Source organism: Microcoleus sp. LEGE 07076 (genome assembly GCF_015207455.1).
Lineage (GTDB): Bacteria > Cyanobacteriota > Cyanobacteriia > Cyanobacteriales > Microcoleaceae > Microcoleus.
Map to the genome: position 1 here is coordinate 88693 of NZ_JADEWV010000001.1, position 8757 is coordinate 97449.

At 43.2% G+C, this 8757-nt stretch carries 4 protein-coding genes; 2 read left to right on the forward strand and 2 right to left on the reverse strand.

Annotation, left to right across the window (positions count from 1 at the left end; all coding sequences use genetic code 11):
* Window positions 1-183 precede the first annotated feature (183 nt).
* Window positions 184-5373 (forward strand): AAA domain-containing protein, encoded by a 5190-nt coding sequence (locus IQ270_RS00440; protein WP_193970885.1) that lies wholly within the window; start codon window positions 184-186, stop codon window positions 5371-5373.
* A 302-nt stretch (window positions 5374-5675) separates the two neighbouring features.
* On the forward strand, window positions 5676-7604 hold the full coding sequence (locus IQ270_RS00445; RefSeq protein ID WP_193970887.1) for a hypothetical protein: 1929 nt from the start codon (window positions 5676-5678) through the stop codon (window positions 7602-7604).
* 94 nt (window positions 7605-7698) lie between these two features.
* Here IQ270_RS00445 and IQ270_RS00450 read toward each other — a convergent pair whose 3' ends face one another.
* Window positions 7699-8130: a hypothetical protein gene (locus IQ270_RS00450; protein ID WP_193970889.1), complete on the reverse strand. Its 432-nt coding sequence runs from the start codon at window positions 8128-8130 to the stop codon at window positions 7699-7701.
* A 167-nt stretch (window positions 8131-8297) separates the two neighbouring features.
* On the reverse strand, window positions 8298-8757 hold a 460-nt coding region (locus IQ270_RS00455), incomplete at its 5' end, for an ATP-binding cassette domain-containing protein (protein WP_193970891.1).

Consider the following 8757-nt stretch of genomic DNA (forward strand, 5'->3'; position numbering starts at 1 on the left):
GCGTGAAGCGAAGCTATCCCTTTCTCCTTAGCAGTTCCCGTTCCCCGTAGCGGTTCCCGTAGGGTAGGGTAGGGAATCGCTTCCAAAGTGCGGTGAGTATGTTAACCGTAATTAAACAGTGTTAAACTGTAGTTAACTTCAGAAACCCAAAAATCAACTTCCCGATCGCCCCCAGAAGTATCTATGCCTACTTTCTCCGCAGATCCCGACAACTTTGGTGAGTTATTGACAATTGTTAAAGATGGATATGAGATCGCTTTGACAGCAGGGGAATATAAGGGGCCATTTACCATTGAAAAAGCGATCGCGCTGCGGGGGGAAGGAGAAAACACCGTCATTTTTGCCGCTGACGAACCTGTTTTGAGAATCGCAGTCCCCGGTGTGAAACTGGAAAACTTGAGCGTTGAGCGGACTGTGGGTGGCAATACGGGAGAAGTTGCGATCGCCGCCGCACCGCATACCGCGCCAGTTTTAGATAGAGTAAGATGTTTGGGAAGCGCTCCCAACGTCCAATGGCCCGGAGCAAGCTGGGATATCCCCGCCGCCGTCGGCTTCGGCGAAATCCAAACTAACCGATACTTGCAGCGAACCGAGCAACTGCAACTCGGTGGCGACTGCAATGTTTCCTGCTCTCACCCTTGGTTAAAAGTACAGCAGCCTTACCTTTCTTGCGGCTTGCAAAAACTAGATATTATCCTCAATTCCCAAGATATTCCCCCCGGAACTAACCTATCTGGCTCTATTGTTTTGCAAGCATCTAACCAGCAATTTTTAATAGAAATTTCGGCAATTGTTACAGCACCTCAAATCAGTAATAATCTATCTATTTTTTCATCGCCAACTGCAACAGAGCCTATAAATAATAATGAAAATTGGGGCTATCGGTTTTTGGGCGATCGGGCGACAGATAACCTAATCCGCGAACTAGAAGGTAAAAACGCTCTGTTAAAGTATCCTGAATTTAGCGATCGGCGCGATCGTGCCGCCGAATTGCTTTCAGATATTCTCGGAGACGAACCCAGGCCTTTCTACGTCCGTCGCAAAGAGCCGGGAGAATCACCGGGCGAAGAAAAATGGGAACTGGCGATCGCCACAGATATCGAAACAGCAAACTTACCAGAAATTCTGAAACAACGGCAAAAAACCTTAAGTTTGTTAGCTCTGGTAACAGAAGATAGATATAATAACTTGCGGTTGCTTTCAGCTCGTTTAGTATCTCCAGAACGGGGATATCATGACGGATTTTCCGTTCTTTTTTCCCTGGGACTGCACCTCGATCGCCAGTCTCGAATGCCCGTATCTAATGCGGCTTTCGATCGCATAAAAACAGTTCCATTTTGCGGCGAGTGCGTGCCAACCGAAGAACAGTTAAAAGCTTGGAAAGCCTTTTTAAAGATAGAAGAGCGAATTGCTAAAACGCGAGAATTTTTCGTACCTTTTTTCGGTCATAATTACGGCTCTGCTACCCGCAAAATCACTTTTGAGATTAACGCATCTCTAGCGCAACTCGACAAATCATCAGGAACCGCTCTTAAACAAGATGACTTTTGGACAAGAGCAGCTAAGGCTAGAAATGAAGATATAAAACTTGTAGTTCGAGTTGAAGAAATCCGCGAGCAAGACGATCGCACATCCGACAATCGAGAATCTGTCCCACAGCTTTTCAAGTGGCAGGCAATTTTATTAGGCTCGATCGAAGAGGTTGACAAAGCAAAGGGATTTATCCGGGTGAGACTGGATGCTGAGTTAGTAGAAAAAATAGGAGAAGGAAACTATCAATTGCCGAGAACAGGCTTTTTGTCTTTCGAGGCTGCGGGAGATTTAACTCAAATTAAACGGCAGAAAAAAGCTTTAGACGATTTGCAAAAGGGAATTGCTCAGAATCCCTATGTAGGCGAGTTTTTCTTCGATGCTTCTCAGGCAAGAAACCCACAAACAACTGTTAAACTGAAACCAGAGGATTTGTTGCTGTCAGGGGCAAATGCCGACCAAGTTGCAGCAGTAGAAGCCGTCTTATCTGCACCCGATTTAGCGCTAATTCAAGGCCCGCCAGGAACGGGGAAAACAACAGTCATCGCTGAAATTTCCTATCAAGTTGCGCTGCGGGGCGGGAGGACTTTAATTGCTTCTCAAGCAAATTTAGCTGTTGATAATGCGTTGAGTCGGTTAATTCATAGTCCTGTTATTCGCGCTTTGCGAAAGGGGCGCGCGGAGCGAGTTGAAGAGGAAGGTTTGCCATTTGTGGAAGATAAAGTAATTGGCAATTGGCTGAGAAATACGGCTGATGACTGCGAGCAGCGGTTGGCAAAACAGCGGGAAGATATAGAGTTTTTCAATAACTTGTTGGCAGATTCCGAGCGGTTTGATGCGTATTTGCGAGCAGAGGAAAAGTTACAAGAAAGTTACAAGGAGTTGCGATCGCGCAAGGTAGAGTTAGAGGAAACCTGTAGGGCGCATGAAAGTGTCTGTGAAGAATCGGAAGCTAAACAGCGCGAAATTGTTGAATATATCCTGCCTGGTTTGGAATTGCTAATATCTCAACCTTCAATTAATTGGGAAGATGTAGCAGTAAGTAATTTATTGACAGCAGCTATAAAACTCTGCGACAGTACCAAAGACCTTAGATTGGGGTATCTTTCTGAAGAAAGCTTCAAGGTAAAAGTTGAAAGAGCGGTTACTCTAGCTACCGAAATGAATCTTCAAATTCCTTACTATTTACGGTTTAATCATTTTCCTTTAGTGGCTTGGTTAAAAGCTCAAGGTCTTCCACAAATTCAGATGTCATTGTCTCATTTCCAAGATGCGATGTCATCCCTCAGAGAAGCCGATCAAGCTGCACAAGTGTTCCGTGAGAAGTCAGCCGCCGTTCAACTTTTGGAAACAAATTATCAGCAAAGTCTTACCAAGCTGAAAAATCTAGAGGAAAGTATCAAAAGTTTGGAAAACAGAAAATTAAGAATTGTTGCAGTCAGAACTAAAATAGACCAGTGGAAATCCACCGCTTACGATCGCGTTTATGCAGCGATGAAGCAATGTGCAGACACTAATCGAGTCTTTACAGACGATCTAATTCAATTACCGCTGGACGTGGTGTCATTTGTCAAGGCTAATCCCGCACCGTGGCGATCGCATCTCGATCGGTGCAAATCAAAAATTGCTAATTTAAGCAAAAGTGAAGCCAAGCAAAATTCTCTTGTTGATCCCCAACTGGACGTAGTAGCCAAAGAAATTATTAGTGGTATTGCTGTTAGTGTGCGAAACTGGCTGAACCAACAACAGGAATTAGAACACAACCCAAAGAACTCTGTTTTAAACGCCTTAAAAAACTGGGAATCTACAGCTTATGATAGCGTGTATAAGGAGTTAAAAAAATGTGTACAAGAGAGGCGGATATTTACAGATAACTTGATTAAATTGCCCCTTGATTTACTGGCGAGTATCCCCGTCAAACCTCAGCCTTGGCGTTCTAACCTGGATAGGTGTCGCTCGAAAATTGCTAATTTAATTGCCAAACAAAGTGAAGTGCAAATTCCCAACTTTGATGCGGAATTAAATCCCATTGCAGCCGAAGCGATTGATGGTATTGCTGCCAGTATATCTCAATGGCTAGAGCAGAATCAACCGGAAGCTGAAAAACAACTCCAGCAGCTAAAACAACAGCTTAAAGAACATCCGCAAGCGACAACCAAGCAACAGCAGGCAATAGCGACTGCTAAAAGTGAATTAGATGCTCTTAATCGTGATCGTGAAGCTGAAGCTAAGTTAGAAAGAGGGAAGAAGCTATTGAACAAGTTTCCAGCATTGCCAGGAATTAGCACTAACTTACGTGATTCTGCTAGATTGTTTGCTGCACGAGCTTCTTCCCTTTCACTACCAATTGTTTCTCTCTTTTTAGAGCGATTTTCCGAAAAATCAGACTTAATAAATTTGTGGAAAAATCAGATACTTCAGTTTGAACAATTAATCTCCTCACTCGATCCCTTATTGCGACTGCGAGGAATAAAAGAGTCTCTTACAACCATTCAACCAAGCTTACAAAAGACGATTAGTAACGCCTTAAATCAACTTCGAGAATTTCAAAATCAGCTTCAAGAAATAGAAGTTCAAATTCAACAATCGCAACAACAGCAACAAATACCATTCTATTTAATTTCTGAACGAAAATGGTGGGAGTCAGCATGGCAAAATATCCCCGATCGCCTAAAGCCACCAATCCCCGACAGCGGCTTATACGATATCAACTTTTTACGCACAGTCAAAACACAATTCGATGCTTGGGATCAACAACTCACTCAAGAAGAATCCCACCTCAAAGGCTATGAAAAACTAACTCAAGATTGGATTGCAAAACTCCGCAGCCCCTCCGAACAAGATCGGGGCGAATTGAGACAAGTTTACATCGATAACGCCAACGTCATCGGCATTACTTGCAGCCAAGTAGCGGGCTACGGTTTCAAAGATTTTAATAACTTTGATGTAGTCATCATTGACGAAGTAAGCAAATGCACGCCTCCAGAAATCCTGATTCCTGCACTCAAAGGCAAAAAATTAGTATTGATTGGTGACTACCGCCAGTTACCGCCAATGCTACATGAAAAGAGTTTAGAAGAAATCGCGACAGAAATGGGAATCGAACCAGAAGATATCAGCTTTCTGGAAGAATCTTTATTTAAGAAACAATTTGAAGCTGCACCAGAAAGCATCAAGCGGCGGCTGACTGTTCAGTATCGGATGCACCCGTACATTATGGGAGCAATTAATCAATTTTACGACCATAGCCTGCGTTGTGGGATTGTGGAGCCTGAAAAAGTGCGATCGCACAATCTAGCAGGCGACATCATCCGAGCAGAACATCACCTAATGTGGGTAAAAATGCCACAAGAACAGAGATTTCAAGAGCAGTTAGAGGGAACTTCCCGGTACAATCTTAAGGAAGTAGAAGCCATTGACATTCTGTGCGAACAAATGGAGGAGGTTTGGAGCCTGAAAGTTGCGGAAGGACAACCCAAAAAAGAAATCGGTATCATTACCTTTTACGGCGCTCAATTGAGGCGAATTGAAGAAATGCTCGGCGATCGCAAATTCCCCTCCCTTGCCATTAGAACGGGTACTGTTGACCGATTTCAGGGCATGGAACGCCCGATTATTATTGTCAGCATGGTGAGAAACAATCCCGATGGAGATATTGGCTTTGCGAAAAAGCCAGAACGGGTAAACGTTGCCTTTTCCCGCGCTCAAGAATTGCTAATAATTGTGGGATGCCATTCACTATTTACCAAGCACAAAGGTAAAGTGGGAAGTATGTATTCCGAAGTGGCAAATATTGTGCGCCGCAATGGAGGATTGATTGATGTTTCTAGCGTCTTGGGTTAAAATGGGTAGGAGTCCATTAAAACAACCCAGGAAATATTGCATAAACTCAAGTAATCCAGAAGGAAAATAAAACCATGAATGACAATAAAGAACGGTTTACTTAACGCTTTTGATGAATTTCAGTAGATATTAAGAATAGTTTTGAACCGCAGAGAACACAGAGAACACAGAGAGGGGAGGGATAAAAGGTTTTTTTACGACATCCAAAACCCTCGCAATACTCTTCCCTCTGCGCCCTCTGCGCCCTCTGTGGTTCAAAACTCTTCTCTTGACTGTATTGAATTATATAGGAATAATTATTGATGTTTTTAGTATCATCTCCTAAACCAATTGACCCCCAATTACAAGAATTTGTCCAACAAATTGAAAAGCAAAGTCCCGCTGGTATATCAGTGCTGGCTGGCCGCCAATTTCGCTACTGTTTAGAGCAAATATCAGTAGAAGTTACTATTAGCGAACCCCGTAAGTTTAACATTGTTGAAGAGTTTATTCTCCGCGCTGCGATCGAGCTTGAATTGACACCTAATGAAAATGAATTAGCACAAGCTTTGGGGCTTGACCCTGTATTCGTGCAAAATACGGCTATGACTTTGCGGAGTTTAGAAACTTTAGCTGTAACACCGGATGCCAGAATTATTCTAACTCCTCAAGGGAAACAATTTTACTTAGAAGGTTCAGTACCGCAACCGCCACAAACGAAGCAGATTTATGCGATATCCGACCCCCTGCAGGGAAATCTATTTTTTCTATCTTCCCCTTTAGAAGAAGTACAAATCGAGCTACCAATTTTTGAAGATTTGATTGCCCTAGAAAATCGGTGTCAAGAAATATCTGAGTTAGGACTTGAGGAACTCCAACGAATTATTCAGGCTTCGGGTTTAGGCTTGCACGTTCCTGAAGATGGTAAAATCATTACTGCTGCTAATTTTACCAAGGAGACTCAAGCTATTTGGCAATCTGTGGCAATTTTTGTGATTTTTGATGCCCTTGAAGATGCAGTTAAGCTGCAAGTAAGACGAGGAAAGCAAATTTTAAACTATGCTTCCGATCTGCTTGACATTTTGCAAACTGAAGGCAAAGTTTCTTTGCAAAACTTGCTGCATTTGAGCGATGAAACAATTGCTGCGGAACGCGAAGAACTCCTCAATCAACGAAATCAAGAAGTTGAAGCCAGAATTCAGAAAATAGAACAACAGGCGATTGAAACAGTTAAAGAATTGAGGGAAATGGGGGAGCAAGTTGCGTCTAAGGGAAGTCAGGAAAAAGACCAAGTAATTTTACTGCGGGATAGTCAAATTCGGAAGTCTTTTTTGGAAACCTTGAGGAAAGGGAATCATCAAGTCTTAATTTATTCTCCTTGGGTGAGCAAGGAAGTGGTAGATAATGAGTTTATTCAATTACTTCAAAATTTGGCGAATAGGGGAGTGTGGATTTTAATTGGTCATGGTATTTCTAGGCGACAGGAGGATGAAACCCGACCAATTCCGCCACAAGTCGAGCAAAAGCTGAGAGAAATTAAAACGCGGGAAGGTTTGTCAGCAGTGCAGGTATTTTGGCTGGGAAATTCTCATGCGAAGGAAGTTGTAGTCGATCGAAAAATACATTTGTGCGGTTCTCACAATTGGCTGTCTTATCGGGGCGATAGGTTGCCGCGCGGTGAGACGGTTTACAAGATTGCGGCGGCCGATAAAGTTGAGGAAGCCTATGATTTTTTGGCGGTTCGATTTAAGGATTATGCGGGCGAATTATGGGAGTCTGCGGTGCAAAATCGGGATGCTAATTTAGCTGAAACATCGCTTTGTACTTGGGGGGCGCTGGGAATGGAGGAAATGGCATTAAATCAATTGCAACTCGCTAATTGGTTAGAACTATATCCGGTGTGGCTAAAGGTGGTTTCTCAGGGTTTAAGATCGAAAAAGATATCGCCGGATTCAGCTTATTTGGCAACAGGGATTTCAATGGTGAGTCAATTTTCTGTGGATGACTTTAATCTTGAGTTATTGCGATCGAATTTGTGTCAAGTAATGGGTGCGATCGCAGCCTTAGATCGCCGCCAAGCTTTGAAGCTGTTAAACGAAAAGATTTGGTTGGACTTCCGCCGTTTGCATATTGCAGAGCCTGCGTTAGTAAAGCCTGATGATTTTCTGTTAAAATATGCTGTTAAAGAACCCGATCGCCCTCACAAAACATCAGGTAAAAAAGTATCTCATAAAAAAAAGAAAGGTGTATAGCCAGCCTAAATAATCTGTACAAGTATGCCGGGGCGAAGCGGAGGGCTTGCCCCCGTGCCTGCCCCGGCAAGTAGGCAGGGCTGTATTTTTTGGATTATTTCATATATTCAAGCATCTGCTGTTCCAGCTTAGCCAACAATGTATCGACATCCGTCGCAGCTTCCTCAAAACAAACAGGAGGTTCGGGCTTAGGTTCAAATAAAATTAGCTTGATTTCACCTTCACCGATCGCCACAATTGTCACTTCTTTTTCAGGTTTGTGAGCTTTTAAAATTCCTAAAATTTCCTGAATGTGATTTTTGACTTGGCGGTTCAATTCCTCGATCGCATCTTTTTTAAAATATACGAAACGCGGCTTTTCTACAACATCAATTCCTAAAACATCTTCACTTTCCTCGCCTCTCTCCAAAAATAGCCCCCAAGCCAAAGCAGCCAATTCTTGTTTGTTATCTTTGACAAATGTATCCAACTTGCTGCGCCAGCTATTGGGATTGGGTTTGGACTCAGGGCTATCAAATAGAAACATTTTCTCTCTTTGCTTGTAGAAACTAATATCTTGCGGTTATTTGTTATTGGTTATTTGTTATTGGTTATTTGTTATTGGTTATTTGTTATTAGAAGAGTGTGAATAACTAATTACCAATGACCAATGCCCAATGACCTGTTTGGCCAATGCCCAAAACCGCTGCGTTTTTATTTTATACCAGATTGCACGCGCCAGAGCGACGCATAAACTCCATCGTGTTCGATAAGTTGTTCGTGCTGCCCCGATTCTACCACTAGCCCCTCTTCCATGACACAAATACAATCGGCATTGCGGACAGTAGAAAGACGGTGGGCGATCGCAATTGTAGTGCGATTTTTGGTAATTCGTTCGAGCGATCGCTGAATTGCCGCCTCCGTCTCGTTATCCACCGCTGAAGTAGCTTCGTCAAGAATCAAAATCGGCGGATTCTTCAAAACAGCCCTCGCAATAGCAATTCGCTGCCGCTGTCCCCCCGACAATTTTTGACCGCGTTCCCCCACAATAGTCTTGTAACCGTCGGGCAATTGGGCGATAAACTCGTCAGCTTCCGCAATTTTAGCAGCATTTACTATCTCTCGATCGGTTGCCTCAAAACTGCCGTAAGCAATATTTTCGGCAACCGTACCG